This is a genomic window from Thalassospira xiamenensis M-5 = DSM 17429 (assembly GCF_000300235.2).
GTDB lineage: Bacteria > Pseudomonadota > Alphaproteobacteria > Rhodospirillales > Thalassospiraceae > Thalassospira > Thalassospira xiamenensis.
Genome location: NZ_CP004388.1, coordinates 882,420 through 906,497 on the forward strand (window position 1 = coordinate 882,420; position 24,078 = coordinate 906,497).

A 24,078-nucleotide genomic window follows, 5' to 3' on the forward strand; every position below is an offset into this window, starting at 1 on the left:
CTGCGGACGGTATCCGTTGGCCTATCCCGAAAGATAAAATATCGACATGCCATAAAGGCACAGGATTGAAACGCTTTCCCAGCCGATATTGGCAATTCCCCTGCGTTCGCGGTTAAGCATGCCCAACAGAAGGATGCCGGTCATCAGAATGACAAGGGCGATGGTGAACAGGTGCTGCTGGTTGAAGGCTGCGTAAATCGATCCGTCGCGATAAGCAAAGTCTGATGCCGCCAGAAACAGAACATCAAACGCATTGCCGCCGATAATATCCCCGACTGCCAGATTGACAGCCCCCATACGGACAGCCGCAATTGCCGAAACAAGTTCGGGAAGTGATGTAGCTATCGCAGTCAGGAAAGTACCCACGGCGGTTTCGCTGATGCCGGTTTTCTCGACGATTGCCAGTCCGCTTTCACCAATAGTGTAACCCGCGATTGCTGTTATCGCGGCAAAGCTCAGAAACTCCGTCCAAAGGCGAAGTGTGCTTTCGGGATGGTAGTCTGCATCGTCTTCCTTGGCGTCCTCGTCGGTCAGGTCGGTCCTGCGAGGTCGCCACATCGGTTGATGGCGGATTTCGGCAAGCAATGACAGGCCAAAGCCATACAGAATGAACAACAGGATCGATACCGGGTGGATGTGAAGCACCATCCAGTCCGGTCCGCCATAGGCCAGAAGCGGCAGGGCAAGCATACTGACCAGAAGGGTCGCCTGCGCCAGTCCCGTGGCGCTGGCGGCGGCATGTTCCAGATTGCCCTTGCGATACAGAAAATCAGCGATTGCCAGAAAGGTCGTCTGGGCCGCAATGCCACCCAGCGCATTGCCGATGGCAAGATCGGTGTGTCCTTGCCACGCCGTCGTTACCGAAAGCACACTTCCGGGCAGGCTGGTCGACATGCCGACAAAAACAGCACCGGCTATGATTTGTCCCATGCCGGTCCGTTCGGCGAGTTTGAGGGCAACCGTTGCCAACCGAGTTCCGGCGAAGCCGATCACCACTGCACAGATTGAAAACAGTCCGATAATGGACCAAAGCGGAAGGGTTGCAATTGCAGGCAGCATCAAAACGTCTTTTGTTCGGATCTGGCCGCATTTGCATCGGGGCGGCTTTACCTGAACTTTAAGACGCGTCGGGTGCTGTCATGTTCCATGATTGTGTAAAGTTAAAACACTTCGTCTTCCGGGCGTGCCAGCGGTTTGTTTTCTGAGTGTTCTATCGCTTCTTCGCGGGCGCGATGCGTGATGTCAATCGGCTCGCCCTGACGGTTATCGGGGCGAACGCGTCCAAAGAAATCGGAAAGTTCCTTGGCAACGGTTTCCGGTGACGTGACCTGACGCAGTGTAAAGCTGTGCCCCAGCCGGTCGGTAACATGCAGATCGCCATAATCAAAGATATTGCCGATTACACTTTTGTTGATCTGGGTGCTTTTGATCGACTCAAATCCTCGGTCATCCTGATCCTTGCGCAACACACCGCTTCGCGTGACGATGCGGTTGTTGGTGATAACGCGTTCAAAGAAAAACAGATCGCGAATAGCGGTCAGGGGTAAAAGGATGCTGTCGCGTGCCGCGCGCGTTGAGACGCCAAGGGCCCGTTTCAACAGCTTCCAGATAATCGAAATCAGCGCGATGATCACACCAAACAAGGCAATCGAAAAGACGAATTCATATTCTTCCCAGACCCGGTCAAGTGCGGCAAAGGCTTCGGGCCCAGTCAGAAGTGCGCGGGCCTGTGGCATCAGGAAATCGTATATCGCTCGCCAGTGATAGGACGCGTAAATCAGAACCGCAATCCAAATGATCTTGATGAGACCAGGCACAAGGATCGATACAGGCGAAATCGGCAGATCCATGATCACCACCTCGCCATCATGCAAATGGCGGCGGATGCCCTTGAACGGTTTGGTTTCCGCTGCGGTCTCGTTTTTCCGGATCATGTATGTCGTCCTGTTTCAAGCAATCGGTTCAACATACGGCGCGATCAGAATTTCGCAAGCGGGTGAAGGGTTTGCTTTGGTACTATTCGTTGTTTTACTGGGATAATCTGTGATTTTTACAGTTGCCAAAAAGGGCAAAGTCGCGCTTATCTTCCCGAACCGGCTGCGCTACATCCCGGTCAACAACCAAAACAACGTCCAAGCAAGAGCCCCGCATGATCCCGTTCTTCGGTGAAGCAGCCGCCTTTACTGCCGCGATGGCCTGGGCGACGTCGAGCATGATTTTTTCCAACATTGGCGGCAAGGTCGGCGCGCAGACGGTCAATCGCGGGCGTCTGGTCTGCTCGATTACCTGTCTGACGGTGTTGCACTGGCTATTGAAAGGCCAGCCTTGGCCGAGCGCGATAACGTGGGAGCAGCTTGGCTGGTTGTCACTGTCGTCGGTTCTTGGCCTTGTGATTGGCGATGCCATGCTGTTTCAGGCCTTTGTGACCCTGGGGGCGCGGTTATCGATGCTGATGATGTCGACCGTGCCGATCATGGGGGCGGTGTTGGGCTGGGTTCTGTTTGACGAAGTCCTCAGCCTTCAGGAAATGTCGGGTATTGCGCTTGGCATTGCCGGCATTCTTTTGGTCATCATGATGAAAAAGGGGCGTCCTGTCGGGTTGGAAGGACGCAATTATCTGGTTGGTATCCTGTTTGGACTTGGCGGTGCCATTGGTCAGGTCGCGAATCTGGTGACGGCGAAATATGCACTGATCAGCGGTTATTCTGCGCTGTCGGCCACATGGATCAGAACCTTTGTCGCGGTTGTGATTATGTGGGGAATTGCGATTGCCATGGGGCGTGCTCGGCGCACGATTGTGGCGTGCAGCGCACCTGATGTCGGGCGGTGGCTGTTTCTGGGGGCTTTTATCGGCCCGGCGCTTGGCGTGTGGCTTTCGATGGTGGCGGTTCAGAATGCCAATGTCGGTATCGCATCAACGCTGATGGCGTTGCCACCGGTTTTGCTGATTGTCTATGAAGGTGTGGTTCTGCGCCGCCCCGTTGGCCTGCAGGCTATCGTCGGGACCTGCATGGCCTTTGGGGGTGTTGCGCTTTTATTCCTGCATTAAGTGCGATTTTCTCTGCCTTTTGATCCTGGTGATCCAGCCCGGCAGAAAGGCAAGATTGGTTATCAGGCTGAAACCGAACAGGATTGCAGCCCAGACCGGCAGGTCAAGCAAGGCGCTGTTTCCCTGCAATCCGGGGGTTGGGGCCGAGGATTGTGTTCCCGATGGCGGTATTTTTTCCGATGAATGGATCAGGACAACCTGATGACCCATGCCGTCTGATACCATTATTTTCCAATGCGCATCGGTATCATCTTCAGGGCGTAATGCCGGAACCGCGACGGCAAGGCGTCCGTCACGATCAGTTCTTCCTTTTTGCCAGGTTTTCCCGTCCGGTGACGTCACCATGGCTTCGGCAAATATCATTGGTGTGCCATCTGTATAGCCGAACTGATAGATGGTGGCGGTCCGGTTCTGGTCAATCTGCCATCCCGCCCCGTGGGCAATCGCCGGGAACGATCCTGCACAAAGCAGGATCGCGCAGGCAATTGCCGGGATCATCAAACGTCCAAACGATTGCAGCATGTGGCGGCCTATTGGCTGGCATCGAAAGTCAGGGTTGCCCGCAGGTTATGTACCCGGACAGATGCATCTGAGTCCGGGACATCGGCCGCAACCCGAACTATCCAAAGACCCGGTTTCGTAATCCGGATTTTGGCAATCCCGCTGACACGATCATCGCTGAAAGTTTCGGTATAATAGGCATAAGACGATGGCGTGTCGGTAAATCCGGCATAGGTTGCCAGGACACTGGTCGAATAAGGTTGCCCGTCCAGCAGGATTTGAGCCGCAACGTCTTGGCCGATTGCCGTCACGCGCGGATCGGAAAGCGGCACGATTTCAAGTTTGTGCCCCAGAGGGGAAGAAATGAAATCCGCGTTTTGGGAGCCTCCAGTCAGGTTTTTGGAAAATTTTTCAAATCGGGATGACGCAACCGCATCGGGATGTGCGTCCGGCCCGCCTTCTTTCCAGCCATCGGGCGTTTGTGACCAGATTACCGGCAGGCGATGTCCGACAAGCCATGCGGGTTCTTCTTTGGAAAGGGTGAATGTGCCAGTCAGATTGGGGGCATCCGCATTTTCAGTGACATCAAGTTCGGTGGTGGCCGAGGGGGTGATCAATTGTGCACGGACATGCTTTGGCGCTTCGGCTTCTTCCGGAGTGCCGAAAACATGGGTCGAATCGAGGATGAAGGCAGCAGTGTCCTTGCCATTCGCGGGGGTGGTTTTGCTGCTGGCGACAAATTCATGGGCCGCTGCGCCAAAGCCGATCAGGCACCCCAGTGCGGCAATTGCAAGCGGGGTTGTGAACTTTGATTGAAACATCTGCTATCCTTTGGGAGATTAGGGAAGTTGAAAGGCGGTATGAACTTTTCAAAAATGTTCATACTAGTCAAGCTGATGATTCTGAAAGGGAATTCGTATGACCCGCGTGACCGTATCAATCGAAGACGATTTGATGGAGGCGTTCGATGCTTTCCTTGAGCATCGCGGCTACACCAACCGGTCAGAAGGTTTTCGTGACCTGATCCGGGAAAAGCTCCAGAATACCAAGCTCGACGAAGACACCGGCGGCGTTGGCATAGCGGTTCTGAATTATGTCTATGATCATGAAGAACGCATGCTGGCATCACGGCTGATGAGTGCGCAGCACGAACATCATGACCTGACCGTTTCGACCGTGCATTTCCATATTGATCACGATACGTGCCTTGAAAGCGTGACCTTGCGCGGCAAGCTTTCCGATATTCGCAAATTCGCCGATCAGGTTCTGGCACAACCTGGCGTGCGCCATGGGCAGCTTTATTCGGTTCCGGGTGAATTGCATGTCGAAACCCATCATCACGGCGATGACGATCATGGACATGCACATCGGCACGAACATCTGAAAATCACGACCTGAACCGGGCTTCTCCGAATTGTTTTAAAAATCCCGGCACAAGCCCGGCGACAATTTTATTTATCCGGGTTCGAATTCTTACCCACCAGAATGAGAACAAACTTGCAACATCCATTTTTTTGTGCGAGTGTTCACATTATGTTCTCAATGCGTTTGCCGGAAAATGGTTGGCGTGATGTCAGTTATCCGGCGGGGCACCTAGCGGTGGCGTTCCGCATTTAGGACCGGGGAACCGCCTGCGTTGCATCCTACCCGGCCCTGTGGAATAAGAGAGTTCGAAAAATGATTCAGACCGCGCTGCATTTGGTGGATAAAGATACGATGGATAAGCAGAAGGCACTCGAAGCCGCCCTTGGGCAGATCGAACGCGCATTTGGCAAGGGCTCGATCATGAAGCTCGGCCAGCGCGATAGTGCGGTGGATATTTCAGCCATTTCGACCGGGTCGCTTGGGCTTGATATCGGGCTCGGGATTGGCGGCCTGCCGCGTGGCCGTATCGTCGAAATTTACGGGCCGGAAAGCTCGGGTAAAACCACACTGGCTTTGCACACCATTGCGGAGGCCCAGAAACTTGGCGGGACCTGTGCCTTTGTCGATGCCGAACATGCGCTTGATCCGGGTTATGCCCGCAAGCTCGGGGTGAATACCGACGAACTCCTGATTTCGCAGCCTGATGCGGGTGAACAGGCGCTTGAAATCGCCGATACGCTGGTGCGTTCCGGTGCGATTGATGTGCTGGTCGTCGATTCGGTTGCCGCCCTTGTGCCACGTGCCGAACTTGAAGGCGAAATGGGTGACACCCACGTCGGCCTGCAGGCCCGCCTGATGAGCCAGGCATTGCGTAAACTGACCAGCTCGGTCTCGCGTTCGAACTGCATGGTCATCTTCATCAACCAGATCCGTATGAAGATCGGTGTGATGTTTGGCAGCCCGGAAACGACCACGGGTGGTAATGCGCTTAAATTCTATGCGTCTGTTCGTCTTGATATTCGCCGGATCGGTCAGATCAAGGACCGTGACGAAGTCGTTGGCAACCAGACCCGTGTGAAGGTCGTCAAAAACAAGATGGCTCCGCCGTTCAAGCAGGTCGAATTCGACATCATGTATGGCGAAGGCATTTCCAAGATGGGTGAAATCCTTGATCTTGGTGTCAAGGCGGGCATCGTTGAAAAATCCGGTTCCTGGTTCTCGTATAATTCGACCCGTATCGGTCAGGGCCGCGAGAATGCCAAAACCTTCCTGCGTGAAAATCAGGAAATGACCGCCGAAATCGAACGCAGCATCCGCGAAAGTGCAGGTCTGATCGCCGAGGCGATGACCAGCATGAGCGAAGATGAACCGTCAAACGATGACGACGCGTAATTAAAAGCGGACTGAATAATCAAACGGGCGCTTTGGGCGCCCGTTTTTGTGTCTGATCCGTTTTGTTGGCAGCGTGTGTAACGCAGGCCAACATGGATTTCGCGATATGGGGCGAAGCGGGAGTCAGGGTTGCTGTGCTTCCTGTTGCCATTGGCTGGGCGTTTTGCCCGTTATCCTTAAGAACTCCCGATTGAAATTCGACTTGGTGTTAAAGCCGCTTGTCAACATGGTCGTTGTGACAGTCTCGCCCTTGACCAGTTCGCGGCAAGCATGTTCAATTCGGTATTTGTTGATGAAGCGCGAGACATTTTCACCGGTCGTGGCGTTGATCGCGTTCGAAATCTGTTTCAGCGGGACGCCCATACGTCGGGATATGCGTGCAAGCGTCAGATCCGGGTCAAGATAAAGCTGTTCGCGTATCTGCAAATCTTCAAGCTGGGCCATTATGGTCCGATGTTCCGGGGTGCTGGGTGTTGTCCGCACGTGATCGGAAGGCTGATTTTGTTCCCCTGATTGGACATCCGCATCAACATCAATTGCAATGTCGGGCGACAGAGACAGAAAGCCGATGGTCAAGAGTGCCAGGGATGATGTGATGCTCAGGATCAGGCCGACAATCTGATCGTTTCCATCGATCTTGGCGACGATGATCAGCATGTCGCTGATGGCCGACGCGATCAGGGCGAAGGCGATGAAGCGCCAAACCAGTGCCGGGATATGGCCCGCAGTCAGAGGCATATGGGCAAAATCACCGCCCTGACGATGAAGCATCACCAGAATTGCCGCCCCGTATCCGACAAAAAGGCTGCAAAGCACAACATCAATGATCGCCGGTAAAACAAACACGCATAGGGCGACGATCGCTGGTACCGAGAAATGCACCCAATCCCGTATTTGCAGGCGCGCACGAAGACTTGCTTCCAGAAAGGCCATCCAGGCCAGAGCCGGGATAATGGATGCGGTGATGGGTTGAAGCCATCGCAGGCTGGCAAAACCATAATACTGAACAATTCCGACCAGAATGCTTTGTCCGGCTGCAGCAAGCAGCAGCGCCATAAGCATCCTGGGTGTTCTTCCGCCCACAATCGCGCGGACAAAGAGAAAGCCTAAAACCAGTGCAACTATAATTGGGACGGGGAGGACAAGCATCGGACAGTCAGTTCCCGACAAAAGGTATCAAAACCGGTTTTGGGACGTTCACAAACCCGTTTGAGGGCGCAGGAAATCCTGTTTTAGGCAAAAACGTTCCGACACGCTTAACTTATGACAAGGATCCTGATGATGAAACCGATATATCTTGCTGTCGCCTTCTTTCTGGCCGCGGGCCTGAAGATATCGCCCGTCTTGGCGGAACCGCAAACCGATTATGCCGGATATGACCGTTTTGATGTGCGCGCAGCCCATCGTTCCATGCCAATCGCGGCCTCGGTCTGGTATCCGGCAGATACCTTTATCTATCGTGCGCCGGTCGGCCGGAATATCATCTGGAAGGGAACAGATGCGTATGTCGGTGCGGCAATTGCGCCGGGGCAACATCCGCTGGTTCTTCTTTCCCATGGCTCGGGCGGCAATATGGATGGACTTGGTTGGCTGTCCTCGCAACTGGCGTTGCGTGGGGCGATTGTTGTTGCGGTCAACCATCCCGGTACGACATCGGGGGATTCGTCACCGCGACGTACACCGCTTATCGGCGAACGTGCCGCAGATATCAGTGCCACCCTTGATCAGGTCCTCTCCAATACGGCTTTTGCTCCTTACATCGATCATCAGAATATTTCCGCGATCGGGTTTTCATTGGGGGGTACGACGGTTTTAAACCTTGCGGGGGTACGGTTTGATCAAACGCTTTATGCGCAATATTGCGACAAATTCGGCAATGCGGCCCAGGATTGCGATTTTTTGCGCAAAGGGGGTGTTGATCCTGATCATCTTCCCGATGACTTTGTTGCTTCCAGCCGGGACGACCGGATTGTCCGCACTGTCGCGATAGAGCCAGGCATGGGGTTTGCCGCGACACAAACCAGCCTGGCGGAGGTAACTTCTGCCATGCTCTTTATCGGCCTTGGCGAGGAAAACAAATGGGTGGCTGCTGATTTTGGGCCGAACGGCAGTAATCTGGTCGCGCGGATCCAAAACGCATCTTCAGCAACGTTTGCGCCGGCATATCATTTGACGTTTCTTGGCGAATGTATGCCGGGGGCTGCCGAGATACTTAAAGAAGAAGGCAGCGAGCCAATCTGCTCCGACCCTCCCGGTACGGATCGCGCCCAGATTCATCAAAAGATTGTTTCGGCGATTGCGGAATTCCTGAATTTGTCCGGTTCCTGAGCGGAGAATAAAGCTTAGGAAATGGTAAAAGAGGGCCTGAAACGTCCTCTTTCTCAATTTGCCCAAAAATGATCACGATTGGCTACAACCCGCAAAAATAAAGGCATTTGATCTGCCTTAATTGCGTCAGATCAGCAGCTTGGCAGTAGCGCAAGGAACTTTTTCTTTCCGGCTCCGTTATGGATGGTGTGAAGAAAATCACGTCGAGCAAACAGGAGAAACTGAAATGTCCGACTTTTTGAAAAAGATTTTCGCCGTTGCGATGATTTCTGGCATGGGCCTTGGCCTTGCCGCGTGTGAAACCGCCGAAGGGTTTGGCCAGGATATGGAAAATGCCGGTGAAGCCATCCAGGATGAAGCCAGCGAGTAAGGCATCATCGCGGATTTTTCGTTCGCTGACGGGACTTTTGGATCAACTCCATCACCCGCAAGCAGCTAAAGCCTAAATAAGGAGATAACATCATGTTGGGTTGGGCAGTCTTTTGTCTCATTCTGGCGCTTGTCGCCGCCGTCCTTGGTTTTGGCGGCTTGGCAGGGACGTTTGTCGGGATCGCCAAGATCCTGTTCTTCGTCTTCCTCGTCCTGTTCGTGGTTTCGCTTCTGGTCAACGCGCTGCGTGGCCGCCGCCCGCCGGTCTGACAAAGTACGCTAACGCTTTTTGATCCGGGTTTTAGCCAATCACAGCACCGTAACCCGAGACGAACACGACAAACTGTTAAAACAGGGCTTTCATGAACGCCCTGTTTTTTTGCGTTTTACTGATCTGAATTATGGTCGAACCGGTATCTTGGGCGTTTAATGTTTGCTGCTCAAAAACGGTCCGGATTTTGGCGATGGCCTGATTAACCGCCCGAAAAACCCTGCTTCTTTCTGGCAGTTCACGCAGCACCGTGTTGATCGATTGATCCCGTTTGTTTGAGCAAACAGGAGAAGACCATGTCTGACATCTGCAAGAAGATTTTTGCGATTGCCCTGATATCATTTATCGGATTTGGCATTGCGGCGTGCGAGACGGCAAACGGCTTTGGCCGTGATGTCGAGGATGCCGGAGAAGCGATCCAGAAAGGGACCGACTAGGAGCAGGTTGATCTACTGCGCGGTTGCGGTCTGACGATCTGATCGTCGTCAAAACACATGATGCGGGTAAATGGGAACGGGTATGTAAATGCATGCCCGTTTTTTGTTTGGCATTTGAATTCACGCTGAAGGAAAGAGTTGCCAGCAGCACGTGACCCCGACAAGATAGCGACTGATTTCGGAAGCCACATGCCTTGCGTCAGAAGCAGGCCGCGGCCGCCTTCAAAATCAACATGTCGTTAAAGGCAGGAGCATTCAAACAATGGCTATTCTTGTAAAACGTATTCTGGCACTGGCCCTGATTGCGGGCTTTGGCATGTCGCTTGCGGCGTGTGAAACTGCCGCCGGATTTGGTCGCGATGTTGAAAAACTGGGCGAACAGATTCAGGAAGGCGTCGAAAAGTAACCCATCCTCAAGTTCCGGAAAGTTCCCGCCGTGATCACCTGCTATCTGAAATACGTTATCGACATGCATAAAATCCCTGAGTTCGAGGATTATGCCCGTCGCTGGATTCCCATCGTCAATCGGATGGGCGGGACGCATCACGGCTATTTCCTGCCGCATGAAGGCGCCAGCAGCATCGCCTATGCCCTGTTCAGTTTCCCGAGCCTTGCGGCATACGAAGATTACCGCAATCGCATGGCCGATGATGACGAATGTGTTGCAACACTCGAACTTGAAAAACGCAACCGCAGCATCATCAGTTACGAACGCAGTTTCATGCGCCCGGTTCTTGATTAGGTCGGCATATCTGATCAGGGCGTTGTGGCGTGCCGGTGCGGTGCCGGATGCATAAATCGTCACTTAAACACCGCAAAGCCTTTCCCCGACTGGACAGCACAGGGCCGAGCCGCTAAATAGGGCAGTCGCGCCGCAAGTTTGCGGCAGCGTTTGTTCCGCGTTTTCCGGGTTGGAGAGAGATGCAGACCGTTAACGATATCCGCACCACGTTTCTGGAATTCTTCCGCAAGAATGGCCACGAGGTCGTATCTTCCAGCCCGCTGGTGCCGCGCAATGACCCGACCCTGATGTTCACCAACGCAGGGATGGTCCAGTTCAAGAACGTTTTCACCGGTCAGGAACATCGCGACTATTCGCGCGCGACCACCTCGCAGAAATGCGTGCGTGCCGGTGGCAAGCATAACGATCTTGAAAATGTCGGTCATACCGCCCGTCACCACACCTTTTTTGAAATGCTCGGCAACTTTTCGTTCGGCGACTATTTCAAGGAAAACGCGATTGAATTCGCCTGGAACCTGATCACCAGGGAATATGGCCTCCCGGCAGACAAGCTGCTGGTTACCGTTTATCACACCGATGACGAGGCCCATGGTCTTTGGAAAAAGATCGCTGGTCTTTCTGATGATCGCATCATTCGCATTCCGACGTCTGATAACTTCTGGTCGATGGGCGATACCGGTCCTTGTGGTCCGTGTTCGGAAATCTTCTTTGACCATGGTGATAAAATCTGGGGCGGTCCCCCCGGCAGCCCTGAAGAAGACGGCGACCGTTTCATCGAAATCTGGAACCTCGTCTTCATGCAGTACGAGCAGATGGCAAATGGTGAACGCGTGAATTTGCCAAAGCCGTCGATTGATACCGGCATGGGTCTTGAACGTATTGCCGCCGTCCTTCAGGGCAAACACGACAATTATGACATCGACCTGATGCGTGCCCTGATCGAAGCATCGGCGGACGCCACCAGCACCGATCCTGATGGGCCGCATAATGTGTCGCACCGCGTGGTTGCCGACCATCTGCGTTCGACCAGCTTCCTGATTGCCGATGGCGTTCTGCCGTCCAATGCCGGGCGTGGTAACGTTCTGCGCCGTATCATGCGCCGTGCAATGCGTCACCTGCACATGATCGGCACCCAGGACCCGGTGATGTATAAACTGGTCCCGGCGCTGGTGCGCAAAATGGGCGGTGCCTTCCCGGAACTGGTTCGGGCGCAGGCCTTGATCGAAGAAACCCTGAAGCTCGAAGAGCAGGGCTTTAAAACCATGCTTGATCGCGGTCTCAAGATGCTTGATGACGCGACCGATGGCATGGGCGAGGGCGCGACCCTTTCGGGTGATGTTGCCTTCAAGCTTTATGATACCTACGGCTTCCCGCTTGATCTGACGGCGGATGCGCTTAAACCGCGCAAGATCGGTATCGATGAAAGCGGCTTCACGTCTGCCATGGAAGAACAGAAAGCCAAGGCCCGTGCCGCATGGTCGGGTTCGGGCGAAGCTGCAACCGAGGAAGTCTGGTTTGACATCAATGATCGTGATGGCGCGACCGAATTCCTAGGCTATGAAACCGAAAATGCCGAGGGCGTTGTCACGGCCCTGATCAAGGATGGTGCGGAAACCAAAACCGCAACCAAGGGCGATGAGGTTGCCATCGTTGCCAATCAGACCCCGTTTTTCGGGGAATCCGGTGGTCAGCAGGGCGATGCCGGTGTGATCAAAACCGAGAAGGGTGCCGTGATTGAAATCACCGACACCCAGAAGAAACTCGGTGCGCTTCATGTGCATCTGGGCAAGGTTGTCGAAGGTGATGTTTCGGTTGGCGATGCCGCTGAATTCCGCGTCGATCATACCCGCCGTTCGTCCTTGCGCGCCAACCATTCGGCAACGCACCTTCTGCACGCGGTGATGCGCAAGCATCTGGGCGATCACGTCACCCAGAAGGGATCGCTGGTGGCCAAGGATCGCCTGCGGTTCGACGTATCGCATCCCAAGCCGATCACCGCCGAAGAAGCCGCTGTGATCGAATTCGACGTCAACCGTCTGATTCGCGAAAACAGTGAAGTCACCACCCGTCTGATGACCCCAGATGAGGCGATTGAGCTTGGTGCGATGGCGCTGTTTGGCGAAAAATACGGTGATGAAGTCCGCGTTGTTTCGATGGGCCTGCCCGAAGCGAACGAACATGCTTATTCGCTTGAACTTTGCGGTGGTACGCATGTCAAACGGACCGGCGATATCGGTATGTTCAAGATCGTATCCGAAGGTGCGGTTTCAAGCGGTGTCCGCCGTATCGAAGCCCTGACCGGTTCGGATGCTGCAAGCTATATGGCGGCCCGCGATCAGCTTCTGCAAACCATCTCGGCCGATCTGAAAGCCGTTCCCGAGGATGTTCCGGCGCGTGTCAAAGCCTTGCAGGAAGAACGCCGCAAGCTTGAACGTGAGGTTTCCGACCTGCGTAAGAAACTGGCGACCGCCGGTTCGGGCGGGGCATCGGGTGCGGATGCGTTCAAGGAAGCCAACGGTGTCAAACTGGCCCTGCGTGTTCTGGACGGTATCCCGGCCAAGGAACTCAAAGGGATGGTTGACGAATTGCGCGATCAGATGGGATCGGGCATTGTTGCCCTGATCTCGACGGACGGCGGCAAGGCGTCCATCGTTGTCGGCCTGACCGAGGACCTTGCGGGTAAATTCAGCGCGGTCGATCTGGTGCGTGTCGGTGTCGAAAAACTCGGCGGCAAAGGCGGCGGTGGCCGCCCGGATATGGCACAAGGTGGTGGCCCCAACGCCGATCAGGCCGAAGCGGCACTTGTCGCGATTGAGGCAACGGTTGCTGCCTGATCCGGTATGTTCGGATATGGAAACGAGAAAAGGGGACCTTCGGGTCTCCTTTTTGCGTCTGGCGTCGTGTTCTGAATTATCCGGCTGTATGACGGACTGGCTTGGTTTTGATCAGTTCCCAGCCAAGGTTCAGGCGGCTGAATAATCATCCTTGGCCTGTTGCTGTCGCAGGACGCGGTTAACGGCCCGTTCAACCGCCCGGCGATCCGTCGCATCGGGGACATCGCGTGCAGCTGCGCGTCCGATGAGACGGGCATGTTCGCGCAGGATTTCCTGCTGCCCCGGGTGGCGGGCAAGCCCGACGAGACTTTCAAGGACTTCTGCCATTGGCAGAAGCACATCGGGCTTGGCAGCAGCAGATTGGCGGATCTGATCGAATGCTGCGTCCAGCATGCCACCGAAACCCGAAAGATGGGCGCATATGCGTTCCTTACCCTGATCATCCTGCCAAAGTCCAAGTGGATAATGGAAGCGCATCGCCTGTGGCAGCGCCCGGCCCAGACGATAGATCACCGCAATGGCGGTAAACGGGTCGTTGATCCCCGGCGACAGGGCGCGTAAGGCAATCTCGACCAGCTGGCGCAGGGCGAATTCGATATCAAGCAGGGCCGTGCGCTGATTGCCGATCATGATTTCGGTGTCAATGTCTTCGCGGAGTTTGTCGGTGTCGATGTTGCTGTCGCGGGCCGTCGGGTAGGGGCTGATTTCACCGATAATGTCACCGGCAATAACATGCTGCCCGGCGCGGATCGTCAGGGCGATTTTGATGTCGGCCCGGATGGCAAGTTCAAGCAGATCGTCATAGGCAATTCCCTGAACATATCCCGATTTGGTGGCCCGGATGATCCGTTCGGATTGGATCGAAGCCGCGTCAGGTAGCGCGCATTTAATTTTTGCTGCCCGTTCAATGGGGGATTTCAGGGTCTCAAGCGATGAGGAAATGGTGGTTTCCAGATTCGCGCCGACATTGTGGATCACCTGATCGGCAACGATGGATCGGCCAAGATGATGCACAAACAGGATCAACACAAACAGGCTGACGACAAAAAGCGTAATGCCCGCCATCGCGGCAATTTGGGGTATCTGATCGCCTTCGCCCTGTTCGCCCATGATGACAAGGGTGGTGATCAGAAACAGGATCGATCCGACAAAGCTGCCAAGTGAGTTCTGGGTTTTCGGGTCCCCCATGAAATTGCGGATGGTGCGTGGTCCAAGCGACCCGGCAGCCAATGTCAGAACCACCATGGTCACCGAAAGGGCAAAGGTGGTCATCGTCACCAATGTTGCCAGCAGTGTCGATGTCAGGTCCTGCACGGTTTCAATCGTGCCAAAACGCGGCCAGAAATCCGGAAGGCTTCTGATCAAATCCTCGCCCGGTAACCGAATGGATAATAGGGCAAGAATAGCACCGCCAATCGCATACAGAAGCGGGGTAAACCACAGGCTGTGGCTGATCATTTCCCAGAGCCGGATAAAGCGATGAAACATTTTTAAAGGAACCCCGTTCTTGTCATGTGCTTTGCGTGGCGACATATGCCGCCCGTCGGCAAAGCCGGCACCGGGACGGCGATCATCATATTAACGTCCGACGTACAAAGCCGGTTCCCGACCGATGACGGGAATTCATGTCATAGCATATTACGGGAATTTCAACGCCTTCATCACTGCTGGATGTCACCCATGCAAATTTCGCGGTTGCCGGTTTTTTAAAAATGAACCAAATTCGATTTTGCGTCATTTAATTAAACAGGCATTGCCATGACCCGGCAGGACATCCCGGAAAACCCACCCGTAACGCCACGGGTGAACCGCATAGAGAAGCGCCAGCAGCGCGAAGAACTGATTGTTCAGCGCGCGGGTGAACTGATTGCGCAATACGGATTTTTCGAATTGAAAATGTCCGATCTGGCACAGGCCTGCGATATTTCGGTCGGTACGCTTTATGCCCATTTCGCCAGCAAGGAAGACCTTTTGCTGGGGCTTGCCATTACAGCCGGGCAGAAACGCGCGCGGTTTTTTGGTCATGCGTGCGCCCATGATGGCAGTGCGATGGAGAAGTTCATTGTCGCCAGTTTGCTCGATATCCGCTTTTCCCTTGAACATCCCGAATGGTTCGAGGCGGAATATCTTGCGCTGGCGCCTTCGATCTGGACGCGCGCAACACCATCCCATCATCAAAGCCAGTTGGCCGAGGTCGGTCGGATTACCGAAATGTTCCAAAGCTTCCTGTCGGCCGCGGCCGATGAACTTGGCATTTCGCGTGATGTGATTGCGCGAACACGCAACCTCAATCTTGGCAGTTGGGGGCTTTCATTTGGCATGAATGCCCTTGCAATGTCGGAAATTACCGACCGCCATTACGGCGCGGAGCTTCGCAAAAATGCGATTGATATTTTCTGTGACAGTCTGGCCGATCTTCTGGCCGGGGCAGGATGGCATGTTGATGATGCCCGCCAGATCGTGCGCGACCTTGCCGCACGTTATGCCGAACTGCCCGAAGATGCGACATAGCTGCCACCCACGATTTCCATAAACCGCTGCCACCAAAAACGCCCACGGAGTATTCGCCCCATGTCCCAGGAAACCAAAACCATGACTGCGGTCTTTTTGACCGTGCTGTTCGGTTTTGCCGGGTTCAGCCTGCCTTATCCTGTTTTCAGCCCGATGTTTCTGAAACCCGAACTGGGGTTTCTTGATCCATCGGTGCCGACGGAATACCGCACGATGCTTTTGGGTGTCGCCATGGCGCTTTATCCCATCGGGCAGTTTATCGGCGCGCCGTGGCTGGGGCGGGTGTCGGACAAGCTTGGTCGTCGTCCGGTTCTGATGGCGTCGCTTTTGGGAGCGGCCCTTGGCTATCTTGTGACGGCCTATGGGGTGGCTGATGCCAATCTTCCGCTGGTTCTGGTCGGCCGGTTCGTGTCGGGCCTGTGCGAGGGCAATATGGCCATCGCCCAATCGATTGCATCGGATATCAGCCGTCCTGAAACCAAGGTACGCAATTTTGGCCTGATCACGGTTGCGATCAATGTTGGCTGGATCATCGGCCCGCTGATGGGCGGTTTTTTCTCCGACCCGACCATTCATCCGTCCTTTAACGTGTCCTGGCCGTTCTATTTTGCCGCGGGCATGTATGCCTTTAACCTGCTGGTGGTGTTCGTGATCCTGCGCATCCCCGAATATGCGCGTCGTCGCGGCACGCCAAAGGGCATGGTGGCACCTGCTACACGTACGGTTTGGGCAACGATCAAGGATCCGGACCTTCTGCCCGGTTACGTGATTTCGTTTTTCAGCTATATCGCGGTTTATATCTTTTTTGCCTTTTTCGGGGTCTATCTGGTGCAGAATTATGACGTCACCAGCAGCTTCCTTGGCATGTGTTCGGCCATCATTTCGATCCCGCTGATCCTTGCCGGATTGACGGTTGATCGCGCGCAGAAGATTTGCGGCCTGATCGGTGTCGGGACCCTTGGCCATCTGTTTCTCGGCATCGGCCTGATCACGTTCCTGATCCCGGATGGGCTGGTGTGGATATTTGTGCCGATGTGTCTGGCGGCGTTTGGCATTGCCTGGTGCGAGGTCACGACCAGCCTGTTTATTTCCAACGCTGCCGGATCGCATGAACAGGGGCAGGCGCTTGGCGTTTATCGGTCCGCCCACGTTCTGGCCGAAGCCACCGCTGTCCTGATCGGCGGGGTTCTGGCCGGGATCGCCAGCTATGCGCCGTTCTTCTTTGGCTTTATCGCGGCGATGCTATGCGTAATTGGTATTCTGGGCTGGCTGCGCATCCGTCAGACAACCGCGGACGTGCCGGCGGCATAAGTTCGCAATACAGACTCAGACATCAACCGGTGCATAGGCGGCGCAGGCAATCAGTTTGGCCGCCTTTTCGCTGTCTTTGCGGTCCTTGTCCGGCAGTTTCGCAAGGTCATCGGCAAGCGCGCGGGTTTCGTCGATCCCGTCGAGATCGGCACTGATTTCCATCACCCGATCCCAGATCGCCTGATCATCCATACCGCCCATCACCGTCAGGGTGATCGCCCGGTTAAGGGTGGCTTCGGGGTTTTCGGCATCTTGGCTCAGGATCAGTTCGAACGCCTCAAACGCCGAAATCAGATGACCTTCGCGCAGATGGATAACGCCCAGATCATTTTTTGCCGCAAGTGATGCTGGATCAATGCGTAAAAGCTGCTCGATTGCGCGTTTTTCACCTTCCGGATCGTCGTTGGCGCGATGTGCTGCGGCGATCAACTGATGTATTTTTGTATCACCCGGCCGGTGGTGGGCCGCGTTCTGAAAAGCACTCAGCGCATATTCGGGCTGTTCAAGGTCCAGCAATGCCTGCCCGCGCAGTACCAGCAAATTTGGGTCGGTCGGATGAAGGCGCAAAACGATATCGACATGATTAAGTGCCGAACGGGCATCACCATTTTCAAGCAGGGCGCGTGCAATGTGATGCAGGCATTCTTCGTGGCCTTCATCAGATTGCAGCACAGTGCGATATTCGCCAAGTGCTTCGGTCAGCGAACCTTTTTCATGAAGGGCACGCGCCAGTCCGAACCGTGCTTCAAGATTATCCTCATCCTCGCCAAGTGCCTGACGCAACATATTGATCGCGGCGTCATATTGGCGGCGTTTAAGCGCGGCAAGACCCATATCCGCAAAGGACATAGTGGTCATGCAAATTCTCCCAACCTTGTGGTCATCCCGTTGCCCGGGACATCAAATTTATCGAATTTCGATGGGATTATAGGCGGTGGTACGATCATTTCCACCCCCGATCTGCATAAATTGAAACCTGCCCGTGACAACAGGTGATGGTCAAAGATTATTGTCGTTTGCGTAAGGTTTCGGAAGGCAAAACACCGAACTGTTTTGAATAAATCCGGGCAAACCGGCCGGAATGGGCAAAGCCCCACTTCATGGCAATCTCGGCAACCCCTGCTCCATCTTCGTCATTAAGAAGGTCGTTATAGGCGTTGTTCAGGCGCACCGATCTGAGATACGCCATTGGCGACATACCATAAGCGGCGTTAAAGGCCATTTGTAATGTCCGATAACCGCAACCCGCATGTTGTACCAGGGTTTCAAGTGTGATCGCTGTATGGGCGTAGGCATGAATGTAGTCGCGCGCCCGTTTGACATAATGCGGAACCGCGTTCGATTTCGGTTTTCCATTTAGTTGCTCCGAACAGGAATTCGGAAGCATCATCAGGATATTTGTCAAAAGCAGATCCTGAAGACCGTTCAGGACAATGGCATTGTCGAGATTGTGAAGCGGACCATCAAGTGCTTGTGCGACGTAATTCAGGGTATTGCAGACATGCCTACCCGGCGCGGTGTCCAGATCAATGCTGATCTCGAACCCCGGGTCGATGTTTGGCATGTCATTGCCCAAAAGCACCCGGCAATGCCTTGCGACGACGTCTCTCGGCAAACGGACGCCAAAGCAGGCAAACCGGTCTTCGTCGGCGAAAAGCGGAACGCGCATGTCGCGGATTATTCCGCGTCTGGCCGAAATTGTGTAATTCTGCCCTTGATGCTGCACCGATCCCCCCCTTCGGTCGGGATGATCATGAATAGGGCATCGTTATCGCTTTCTGGTGTTCGAAGCTGAATGCGACAATCCCCAAAGGACGAATGCAAAACTTGCAAATCGCCCAAGGCAACGCCATGGATCGAGACATCGAAAGATGCGGGGCGTTCGATCAGGTCCAGTGTATCAATGGAATTCAGTTCGGCCAGAAGAGCGCGGGTTTCATAAAGATCACGCGATGATAGAACCTGATAATTCTGAAGATACGTCACACAAGCTTCCCCCAGACGCATTGCACAATCGCAATCGCGCAGCTTTGTAACTCCCCCGGCACCAAGACTTTAAAATAGTCTGGAATTTGTATGATTTTCACTAACCTTAGGCTATCGGCTTGAACTCTACAAGAACGTTGAAGTTGGCGGGTTGTTAAACTCGTCCCTTGCCGCCCGGCTCGCAACGCCCTAGGTTAACGTAAACGTCAACTTATGTTGCAGGGCAAAAATGAAGTTTCAGGGCACGAAAAATTACGTCGCGACCGAGGATCTGATGGTGGCGGTCAATGCCGCGATCACTTTGCAACGGCCGCTTCTGGTCAAGGGCGAGCCGGGAACCGGCAAAACCGTTCTGGCCGAGGAAATTGCAAAATCGCTTGGCAAGAAGCTGATTATCTGGTCGATCAAATCAACCACACGCGCCCAGCAGGGATTGTATGAGTATGATGCGGTTTCGCGCCTGCGCGATAGCCAGCTTGGTGACGCGCGCGTGCATGACATTGCCAATTACATCGTCAAAGGCAAGCTTTGGGAAGCGTTCGAGGATGAAAGCGCGCCGGTTCTGCTGATTGACGAAATCGACAAGGCCGATATCGAGTTCCCCAATGACTTGCTTCAGGAACTCGACCGGATGGAATTCTTTGTCTACGAGACACAGGAAACCATCCGGGCCACAAACCGCCCGATCGTGATCATTACATCGAACAATGAAAAGGAACTGCCCGACGCGTTCCTGCGCCGGTGTTTCTTCCATTATATCCGTTTTCCGGATGCCGAAACCATGGCGGAAATCGTTGCTGTCCATTTCCCCGATATCCAGAAACGTCTGGTGTCCGAGGCATTGAACCTGTTCTACGACATGCGCGATGTTGGCGGGCTTAAGAAAAAGCCGTCTACCTCGGAACTGCTTGATTGGCTAAAACTTCTGATGGCCGAGGATTTGCCGCCCGAAGCATTGCGAGCCAGGGACGCCAAAACAGCCGTGCCCCCACTTCATGGGGCGCTTTTGAAAAACGAGCAGGACGTCCATCTGTTCGAACGCCTTGCCTTCATGGCGCGGCGTGAAGGGCGTTAGACGATCATGTTCAGCGGCTTTTTCTATAAACTGAAAGAGGCCCGCGTTCCGGTTAGTTTGCGCGAATATCTGACGCTGCTGGAGGCCGTCGAAAAGGGGATTGCGAACTATGCGGTCGAGGATTTCTATTACCTGGCGCGCGCAGCACTGGTGAAAGACGAACGCCATCTTGATCGGTTCGATCAGGTCTTTGGCGCCCATTTCAAGGGTGTGGTTGATCTGGCTGACGGCATGGACGAAGTTGCCAAGGCTGACATTCCCGAAGAATGGCTGCGCAAGCTTGCCGAAAAATTCCTGACCGACTCGGAAAAGGCCGAGATCGAGGCGCTTGGCGGTTGGGAAAAACTGATGGAAACCCTTAAACAGCGGCTTGAGGAACAGAAAGGCCGTCATCAGGGTGGGAATAAATGGATCGGCACCGCTGGGACATCGCCCTTTGGTGCCTATGGCTATAACCCCGAAGGTGTGCGGATCGGGCAGGATAAATCCCGCCATCGGCGCGCGGTCAAGGTTTGGGACAAACGCGAGTTTAAAAACCTTGATGACAGTGTTGAAATCGGCACGCGCAATATCAAGGTGGCCCTGCGGCGTTTGCGCAAATGGGCGCGGACCGGGGCGGCAGATGAGCTTGATCTGCCCGGTACCATTTCATCCACCGCCCGTCAGGGATGGCTTGATGTTCAAATGCGGCCCGAACGGCATAATGCGGTCAAGGTCCTGATGCTGTTTGATATTGGCGGGTCGATGGATGACCATATCAAGGTCTGTGAGGAACTGTTTTCCGCGGTCAAAACCGAATTCAAGCATCTTGAATATTATTACTTCCACAATTGCCCCTATGAGGGGCTTTGGAAGGACAATGCGCGCCGCCGCACCGATCAGGTTTCAACATGGGATGTAATCCGGACCTATGGTGCGGATTACAAGCTGGTGATTGTTGGTGATGCCACCATGAGCCCCTATGAAATCACCTATCCCGGTGGCTCGGTCGAACATTGGAACGAGGAAGCCGGGGCGGTCTGGATGCAACGTTTGCTTGATCATTTCGCGCATGCCGCCTGGATCAATCCGCAGGCGGAAAACTGGTGGCAATATCACGGCTCGATCCAGATCATGCACAAGCTGATGGAAGGCCGGATGTATCCGCTAACCCTTGAGGGGCTTGATCGGATGACAGGGGAATTGAACCGCTAGAAGAGTTACTTATTCATCTCGTGGAGCATTGATTGGTGAAGCTTGTTTTGGTTTTTGTATTGTGTTAGCAACTTTATTTTCTTAAAACCCGTTGTCTCGGGAGAGAATGACAAAGTTTTGAAATCTTTGTCCTCTCTTGCAGGAATGGCTGACTATTGTATCGGGATGTTCGGTGATGCAAACGATTTACAGGGCTATAATCGGATGATGCAAGAGAATGCCCGAATTTCCCAGTATATTGCTAGTTTGCTCTCTTCTGAGGGCGAAGCCGACCTCGCTAGAGCCGCTAGGCTAGACGGGTTGAAGCATTACCAGAAGAGTTTCTCTAATGATTTAAAAGCGTGCCGAAATCTAATTCGTACATTGTCTCTTTATAAAACGAACTAGACTGCGACTTGTATTCTCATGCCGGACCCAGAAACAGATAGCTTTGGGTTTTGGCAATGCCTTCCATGGCGCGCACGGTCGTGACAACCTGATGAAAATCCGAAAGGGCGGGGACTTGAATTTCCGCGATCAGGTCCCATTCGCCATTGGTGGTGTGAAGGGCGGCAAAGCCAAGGTTTTTACGCAGGCTCGCCACCAGTGTTTTCACATTCTTGCCCGATAGTTCGATCATCATCACGCCCCGGACGGTTCCATCGGCTGCGTCATCACGCAGACGTACTGTGAACCCGGCAATCACCCCCTGATCGATCAGGCGGTCCATGCGGGTTTTAACCGTTCCGGCTGCAACCCCCAAAAGCTGCGCCAGTTTCGGGACAGAAGCACGCCCATTGACGCGCAATTCGGCAAGAAGGCGGCGGTCAAGGTCATCCATAATTTCATTCCGCTTTGATGATTTCCTTAATTATCCTGATGGAATAATCAATTTCCAATCGAAAATTGTATCAAACTGGCATTTTAACTGATTTCGGCAAAGCATATCCTGCTGTTACGTCATCAGGGAGCAAGCACATGACCATGCCGGGAAAACGATGGGCACCTTATGCCCGTACTGCTGAAATCGCCGACCGTCTGACCCGTTTTGGCAGTGTTACCGGCAGTGCCGGGGAAGCCGATATCACAGGGCTGATCATCGATATTTTGCATGAAATTCCTTATTTTCAGGATAACCCCGACAATATCGCCGTGATCGACAGCCATCCGGTGGCGGGTGGCAGCCGAATGGCAAAAAGCGTTGTCGCACTGGTGCGCGGGCGTGGTCGCAAAACACTGGCGATGGCCGGGCATTTTGATGTGGTTTCGATTGAAAATTATCATGATCTGAAACATCTGGCTTTTGAGCCCGATGCGCTGCGCGAGGCCCTGATTGCCGATCTTTCGGGCCAGGAAAATCTTAGCGATGCCGAGGCACTTGCCCTTCGCGATTTTCAGACCGGTGATTTCATCCCGGGGCGCGGATTGCTTGATATGAAAAGCGGTGATGCGGCGGGCATTGCATTTCTGGAACATTTCAGTCAGCAATCGGATCGGAAGGGCAATGTCGTCCTGTTCCTGACGCCTGATGAAGAACGCAATTCATGCGGTATGCGCAGCCTGCGCAATGCGTTGCCTGACCTGATCGGGCGATGGAACCTCGACATTGTCGGCGGGATCAATCTGGACGCCAGCAGTGACCCTGGCAATGGCGAAGTCGGTCGGGCGATTTTCCATGGCTCGGTCGGGAAGCTTTTGCCCTTTGCCCTAGTGGCGGGTTTGCCAACCCATGTCGGTTATCCGTTTGATGGTGTTTCCGCCCATGTGATCGCATCGGAAATCATGCAGGCGATCGAGGCTAATAGTAACCTGTGTGATCGTGGCATGCGTGAAACAGCACCGCCCCCGGTCTGTCTTGAGGCCCGCGATGTGCGCGATATCTACGAAGTCACCACGCCTGAACATGTCTGGATGGCGTTTAACTGGCTGGTTATGGGGAAAAGCTGTGCCGAGCTGATGGGCGATTTCACCAACATCGTAAAGGATGCCGGAAAACGCGCACTTGAACGGTTTGCCATCCACGCGGCCCGCTATGCCAAGGCCTGCGGTCAGGCTGCTCCCGCACCTTTGCCACCCTTGCGCATGGTAACGGTTGCACAACTGCGTGATATGGCGTTTGCATCCGGCGGAAGCGATGCGCTTGATCGGATTGAGGCGGTGGCCCTTGAAACCGCAAAGGATAACAATCCGCTGAATCGTACCCGTATTCTGGTCCGTGCGATGCTGGCCGAGGCACATCTGCGCGGCCCGGCCGTAGTGACCGGTATGGCCGGTTTGCATTACCCGGCGGTGCATGTTGATCGCGCAAAGGATATGGACCGGCAGTTTCTGGATGCGATCAGCCGTGCCCGCGCCACGATAGAGGCCCGTCACGAAACGCGGATCTGTGATCGCGGTTATTTCATGGGCATCTCGGATATGAGCTTTTTCGGCCATGTGACCGATGTCGCCGATATCGATATCATCGCCGCCAGCACCCCGATTGCCGAACTGGTCGATCGTCCGGTTGGCAATGCCCTGACCTATCCGGTGGTTAATATCGGTCCGTGGGGCCGGGAATATCACCAACGTCATGAACGACTTTATGCACCATACGCCTATCATGTGCTGCCCGATTTTCTGGCCGAAATCGCGGATGAACTTCTGGGGTGATCAACCCGTTGCAAAGCAATCCATGGAAGGCGATCAGGCGTAACAGTTTCAAGAAACTTTGTGCTATCGCCTTCTGCCTTGT

At 54.2% G+C, this 24,078-nt stretch carries 25 protein-coding genes; 15 read left to right on the forward strand and 10 right to left on the reverse strand.

Going from position 1 to position 24,078, the window contains the following annotated elements:
* Positions 1-21: 21 nt before the first annotated feature.
* Together TH3_RS04020 and TH3_RS04025 are read right to left on the reverse strand one after the other, a co-directional pair.
* On the reverse strand, positions 22-1,059 hold the full coding sequence (locus TH3_RS04020; RefSeq protein WP_007090571.1) for a sodium:calcium antiporter: 1,038 nt from the start codon (positions 1,057-1,059) through the stop codon (positions 22-24).
* Positions 1,060-1,160: 101 nt separating this feature from the next.
* Positions 1,161-1,934, reverse strand: coding sequence for a PH domain-containing protein (locus tag TH3_RS04025; protein WP_007090570.1), 774 nt, complete (start codon positions 1,932-1,934; stop codon positions 1,161-1,163).
* A gap of 215 nt (positions 1,935-2,149) precedes the next feature.
* Between TH3_RS04025 and TH3_RS04030 the strand changes: the two genes are divergently transcribed.
* A complete protein-coding gene (locus tag TH3_RS04030; RefSeq protein ID WP_007090569.1) occupies positions 2,150-3,049 on the forward strand; it encodes a DMT family transporter in 900 nt (299 codons plus the stop codon).
* On the opposite strand, the gene TH3_RS22235 is transcribed toward TH3_RS04030, so the two are convergent.
* Complete coding sequence (locus tag TH3_RS22235; protein WP_007090568.1) at positions 3,035-3,571, reverse strand: hypothetical protein; 537 nt, start codon at positions 3,569-3,571, stop codon at positions 3,035-3,037. The two genes, TH3_RS04030 and TH3_RS22235, sit on opposite strands and share 15 nt — an antisense overlap.
* An 8-nt stretch (positions 3,572-3,579) precedes the next feature.
* Entirely contained in the window at positions 3,580-4,371 is a 792-nt protein-coding gene (locus tag TH3_RS04040; RefSeq protein ID WP_007090567.1) for a DUF4198 domain-containing protein, read from the reverse strand.
* A 97-nt stretch (positions 4,372-4,468) separates the two neighbouring features.
* Between TH3_RS04040 and nikR the strand changes: the two genes are divergently transcribed.
* Together nikR and recA are read left to right on the forward strand one after the other, a co-directional pair.
* Positions 4,469-4,948 (forward strand): nickel-responsive transcriptional regulator NikR, encoded by a 480-nt coding sequence (gene nikR / locus TH3_RS04045; protein WP_007090566.1) that lies wholly within the window; start codon positions 4,469-4,471, stop codon positions 4,946-4,948.
* 279 nt (positions 4,949-5,227) lie between these two features.
* Positions 5,228-6,307, forward strand: a complete 1,080-nt coding sequence (gene recA / locus TH3_RS04050) for a recombinase RecA (protein ID WP_007090565.1) — start codon at positions 5,228-5,230, stop codon at positions 6,305-6,307.
* Positions 6,308-6,430: 123 nt separating this feature from the next.
* Here recA and TH3_RS04055 read toward each other — a convergent pair whose 3' ends face one another.
* Positions 6,431-7,369 (reverse strand): helix-turn-helix domain-containing protein, encoded by a 939-nt coding sequence (locus tag TH3_RS04055; RefSeq protein ID WP_007090564.1) that lies wholly within the window; start codon positions 7,367-7,369, stop codon positions 6,431-6,433.
* 216 nt (positions 7,370-7,585) lie between these two features.
* Between TH3_RS04055 and TH3_RS04060 the strand changes: the two genes are divergently transcribed.
* The 7 genes from TH3_RS04060 to alaS all read left to right on the forward strand — a co-directional run bounded on the left by TH3_RS04060 (position 7,586) and on the right by alaS (position 13,288).
* On the forward strand, positions 7,586-8,635 hold the full coding sequence (locus tag TH3_RS04060; RefSeq protein ID WP_233421837.1) for an alpha/beta hydrolase family protein: 1,050 nt from the start codon (positions 7,586-7,588) through the stop codon (positions 8,633-8,635).
* A 226-nt stretch (positions 8,636-8,861) separates the two neighbouring features.
* Complete coding sequence (locus TH3_RS04065) at positions 8,862-9,005, forward strand: entericidin A/B family lipoprotein (RefSeq protein WP_007090562.1); 144 nt, start codon at positions 8,862-8,864, stop codon at positions 9,003-9,005.
* A gap of 92 nt (positions 9,006-9,097) precedes the next feature.
* Complete coding sequence (locus TH3_RS22610; protein WP_007090561.1) at positions 9,098-9,274, forward strand: DUF1328 domain-containing protein; 177 nt, start codon at positions 9,098-9,100, stop codon at positions 9,272-9,274.
* A gap of 297 nt (positions 9,275-9,571) precedes the next feature.
* A complete protein-coding gene (locus TH3_RS04075; RefSeq protein WP_007090560.1) occupies positions 9,572-9,712 on the forward strand; it encodes an entericidin A/B family lipoprotein in 141 nt (46 codons plus the stop codon).
* Positions 9,713-9,974: 262 nt separating this feature from the next.
* Positions 9,975-10,118 (forward strand): hypothetical protein, encoded by a 144-nt coding sequence (locus TH3_RS04080; protein ID WP_007090559.1) that lies wholly within the window; start codon positions 9,975-9,977, stop codon positions 10,116-10,118.
* A gap of 30 nt (positions 10,119-10,148) precedes the next feature.
* Positions 10,149-10,454 carry an NIPSNAP family protein gene (locus TH3_RS04085; protein ID WP_007090558.1) on the forward strand — a complete coding sequence of 102 codons (306 nt, stop codon included), beginning with the start codon at positions 10,149-10,151 and terminating at the stop codon, positions 10,452-10,454.
* A gap of 179 nt (positions 10,455-10,633) precedes the next feature.
* Positions 10,634-13,288, forward strand: coding sequence for an alanine--tRNA ligase (gene alaS, locus TH3_RS04090; RefSeq protein ID WP_007090557.1), 2,655 nt, complete (start codon positions 10,634-10,636; stop codon positions 13,286-13,288).
* Between the two features lie 129 nt (positions 13,289-13,417).
* Here the strand turns inward: alaS and TH3_RS04095 are convergent, their stop codons facing one another.
* Complete coding sequence (locus TH3_RS04095; RefSeq protein WP_007090556.1) at positions 13,418-14,776, reverse strand: DUF2254 domain-containing protein; 1,359 nt, start codon at positions 14,774-14,776, stop codon at positions 13,418-13,420.
* A gap of 270 nt (positions 14,777-15,046) precedes the next feature.
* Between TH3_RS04095 and TH3_RS22240 the strand changes: the two genes are divergently transcribed.
* On the forward strand, positions 15,047-15,799 hold the full coding sequence (locus TH3_RS22240) for a TetR/AcrR family transcriptional regulator (RefSeq protein WP_007090555.1): 753 nt from the start codon (positions 15,047-15,049) through the stop codon (positions 15,797-15,799).
* Positions 15,800-15,859: 60 nt separating this feature from the next.
* Entirely contained in the window at positions 15,860-17,110 is a 1,251-nt protein-coding gene (locus TH3_RS04105; protein ID WP_007090554.1) for an MFS transporter, read from the forward strand.
* Between the two features lie 15 nt (positions 17,111-17,125).
* On the opposite strand, the gene TH3_RS04110 is transcribed toward TH3_RS04105, so the two are convergent.
* The 3 genes from TH3_RS04110 to TH3_RS04120 form a co-directional block, all read right to left on the reverse strand.
* Positions 17,126-17,968: a tetratricopeptide repeat protein gene (locus tag TH3_RS04110; protein WP_007090553.1), complete on the reverse strand. Its 843-nt coding sequence runs from the start codon at positions 17,966-17,968 to the stop codon at positions 17,126-17,128.
* 148 nt (positions 17,969-18,116) lie between these two features.
* On the reverse strand, positions 18,117-18,779 hold the full coding sequence (locus TH3_RS22245) for an AraC family transcriptional regulator (protein ID WP_007090552.1): 663 nt from the start codon (positions 18,777-18,779) through the stop codon (positions 18,117-18,119).
* Between the two features lie 8 nt (positions 18,780-18,787).
* Positions 18,788-19,096: a hypothetical protein gene (locus TH3_RS04120; protein WP_007090551.1), complete on the reverse strand. Its 309-nt coding sequence runs from the start codon at positions 19,094-19,096 to the stop codon at positions 18,788-18,790.
* Between the two features lie 229 nt (positions 19,097-19,325).
* Between TH3_RS04120 and TH3_RS04125 the strand changes: the two genes are divergently transcribed.
* Positions 19,326-20,171, forward strand: coding sequence for an AAA family ATPase (locus TH3_RS04125; RefSeq protein WP_007090550.1), 846 nt, complete (start codon positions 19,326-19,328; stop codon positions 20,169-20,171).
* 6 nt (positions 20,172-20,177) lie between these two features.
* Positions 20,178-21,365: a vWA domain-containing protein gene (locus TH3_RS04130; RefSeq protein ID WP_007090549.1), complete on the forward strand. Its 1,188-nt coding sequence runs from the start codon at positions 20,178-20,180 to the stop codon at positions 21,363-21,365.
* 403 nt (positions 21,366-21,768) lie between these two features.
* Here the strand turns inward: TH3_RS04130 and TH3_RS04140 are convergent, their stop codons facing one another.
* Positions 21,769-22,185, reverse strand: coding sequence for an Lrp/AsnC family transcriptional regulator (locus TH3_RS04140; protein ID WP_007090547.1), 417 nt, complete (start codon positions 22,183-22,185; stop codon positions 21,769-21,771).
* 137 nt (positions 22,186-22,322) lie between these two features.
* Between TH3_RS04140 and TH3_RS04145 the strand changes: the two genes are divergently transcribed.
* Positions 22,323-23,996, forward strand: coding sequence for a M20/M25/M40 family metallo-hydrolase (locus tag TH3_RS04145; RefSeq protein WP_007090546.1), 1,674 nt, complete (start codon positions 22,323-22,325; stop codon positions 23,994-23,996).
* Positions 23,997-24,078: the final 82 nt, after the last annotated feature.

Excerpts from the sequence above, each read along its gene's own strand:
- TH3_RS04020 (WP_007090571.1), bottom strand. The coding sequence starts at position 1,059 with ATGCTGCCTGCAATTGCAACCCTTCCGCTTTGGTCCATTATCGGACTG.
- TH3_RS04025 (WP_007090570.1), bottom strand. The coding sequence starts at position 1,934 with ATGATCCGGAAAAACGAGACCGCAGCGGAAACCAAACCGTTCAAGGGC.
- TH3_RS04030 (WP_007090569.1), top strand. The coding sequence starts at position 2,150 with ATGATCCCGTTCTTCGGTGAAGCAGCCGCCTTTACTGCCGCGATGGCC.
- TH3_RS22235 (WP_007090568.1), bottom strand. The coding sequence starts at position 3,571 with ATGCTGCAATCGTTTGGACGTTTGATGATCCCGGCAATTGCCTGCGCG.
- TH3_RS04040 (WP_007090567.1), bottom strand. The coding sequence starts at position 4,371 with ATGTTTCAATCAAAGTTCACAACCCCGCTTGCAATTGCCGCACTGGGG.
- nikR (WP_007090566.1), top strand. The coding sequence starts at position 4,469 with ATGACCCGCGTGACCGTATCAATCGAAGACGATTTGATGGAGGCGTTC.
- recA (WP_007090565.1), top strand. The coding sequence starts at position 5,228 with ATGATTCAGACCGCGCTGCATTTGGTGGATAAAGATACGATGGATAAG.
- TH3_RS04055 (WP_007090564.1), bottom strand. The coding sequence starts at position 7,369 with ATGCTTATGGCGCTGCTGCTTGCTGCAGCCGGACAAAGCATTCTGGTC.
- TH3_RS04060 (WP_233421837.1), top strand. The coding sequence starts at position 7,586 with ATGATGAAACCGATATATCTTGCTGTCGCCTTCTTTCTGGCCGCGGGC.
- TH3_RS04065 (WP_007090562.1), top strand. The coding sequence starts at position 8,862 with ATGTCCGACTTTTTGAAAAAGATTTTCGCCGTTGCGATGATTTCTGGC.
- TH3_RS22610 (WP_007090561.1), top strand. The coding sequence starts at position 9,098 with ATGTTGGGTTGGGCAGTCTTTTGTCTCATTCTGGCGCTTGTCGCCGCC.
- TH3_RS04075 (WP_007090560.1), top strand. The coding sequence starts at position 9,572 with ATGTCTGACATCTGCAAGAAGATTTTTGCGATTGCCCTGATATCATTT.
- TH3_RS04080 (WP_007090559.1), top strand. The coding sequence starts at position 9,975 with ATGGCTATTCTTGTAAAACGTATTCTGGCACTGGCCCTGATTGCGGGC.
- alaS (WP_007090557.1), top strand. The coding sequence starts at position 10,634 with ATGCAGACCGTTAACGATATCCGCACCACGTTTCTGGAATTCTTCCGC.
- TH3_RS04095 (WP_007090556.1), bottom strand. The coding sequence starts at position 14,776 with ATGTTTCATCGCTTTATCCGGCTCTGGGAAATGATCAGCCACAGCCTG.
- TH3_RS22240 (WP_007090555.1), top strand. The coding sequence starts at position 15,047 with ATGACCCGGCAGGACATCCCGGAAAACCCACCCGTAACGCCACGGGTG.
- TH3_RS04105 (WP_007090554.1), top strand. The coding sequence starts at position 15,860 with ATGTCCCAGGAAACCAAAACCATGACTGCGGTCTTTTTGACCGTGCTG.
- TH3_RS04110 (WP_007090553.1), bottom strand. The coding sequence starts at position 17,968 with ATGACCACTATGTCCTTTGCGGATATGGGTCTTGCCGCGCTTAAACGC.
- TH3_RS22245 (WP_007090552.1), bottom strand. The coding sequence starts at position 18,779 with ATGCGCGTTCCGCTTTTCGCCGACGAAGACCGGTTTGCCTGCTTTGGC.
- TH3_RS04125 (WP_007090550.1), top strand. The coding sequence starts at position 19,326 with ATGAAGTTTCAGGGCACGAAAAATTACGTCGCGACCGAGGATCTGATG.
- TH3_RS04130 (WP_007090549.1), top strand. The coding sequence starts at position 20,178 with ATGTTCAGCGGCTTTTTCTATAAACTGAAAGAGGCCCGCGTTCCGGTT.
- TH3_RS04140 (WP_007090547.1), bottom strand. The coding sequence starts at position 22,185 with ATGGATGACCTTGACCGCCGCCTTCTTGCCGAATTGCGCGTCAATGGG.
- TH3_RS04145 (WP_007090546.1), top strand. The coding sequence starts at position 22,323 with ATGACCATGCCGGGAAAACGATGGGCACCTTATGCCCGTACTGCTGAA.